Genomic DNA, 322 nt, shown 5'->3' with positions numbered 1-322 from the left:
GTTACCGTCGCAGTATTTCCATGGGTGACCTGGTATTCAATTGAAGTAATGGCATGGTTGATACATGGCTCCTGATGAGCTGTGTTTACAGCTGATGTTAAAGCAATCGTGACATCCGGTTTAACATTGATTGTTCCATGGATAATTGCAGGCTCACAATCACCACTCGCTGTAACCGTGTAAGAAATCAGGCCAGCCATTAATGGTATACCTGTAATTGTAAACTTGCCCGTGGCAGGATCATAAACCCCGCGCAGCTCCGCCGGTAAACCGGTTACCGTCGCAGTATTTCCATGGGTGACCTGGTATTCAATTGAAGTAA

1 protein-coding gene is annotated in these 322 nt (G+C 46.0%); it reads right to left on the bottom strand.

Going from position 1 to position 322, the window contains the following annotated elements:
- On the bottom strand, positions 1 to 322 hold a 322-nt coding region (locus LY11_RS26790; protein ID WP_170132755.1), incomplete at both ends, for a hypothetical protein.

The sequence above is a fragment of the Pedobacter cryoconitis genome (genome assembly GCF_003259615.1).
In the GTDB taxonomy this organism is placed as follows: domain Bacteria; phylum Bacteroidota; class Bacteroidia; order Sphingobacteriales; family Sphingobacteriaceae; genus Pedobacter; species Pedobacter cryoconitis.
This window is presented reverse-complemented; position numbering and strand designations above follow the sequence as displayed.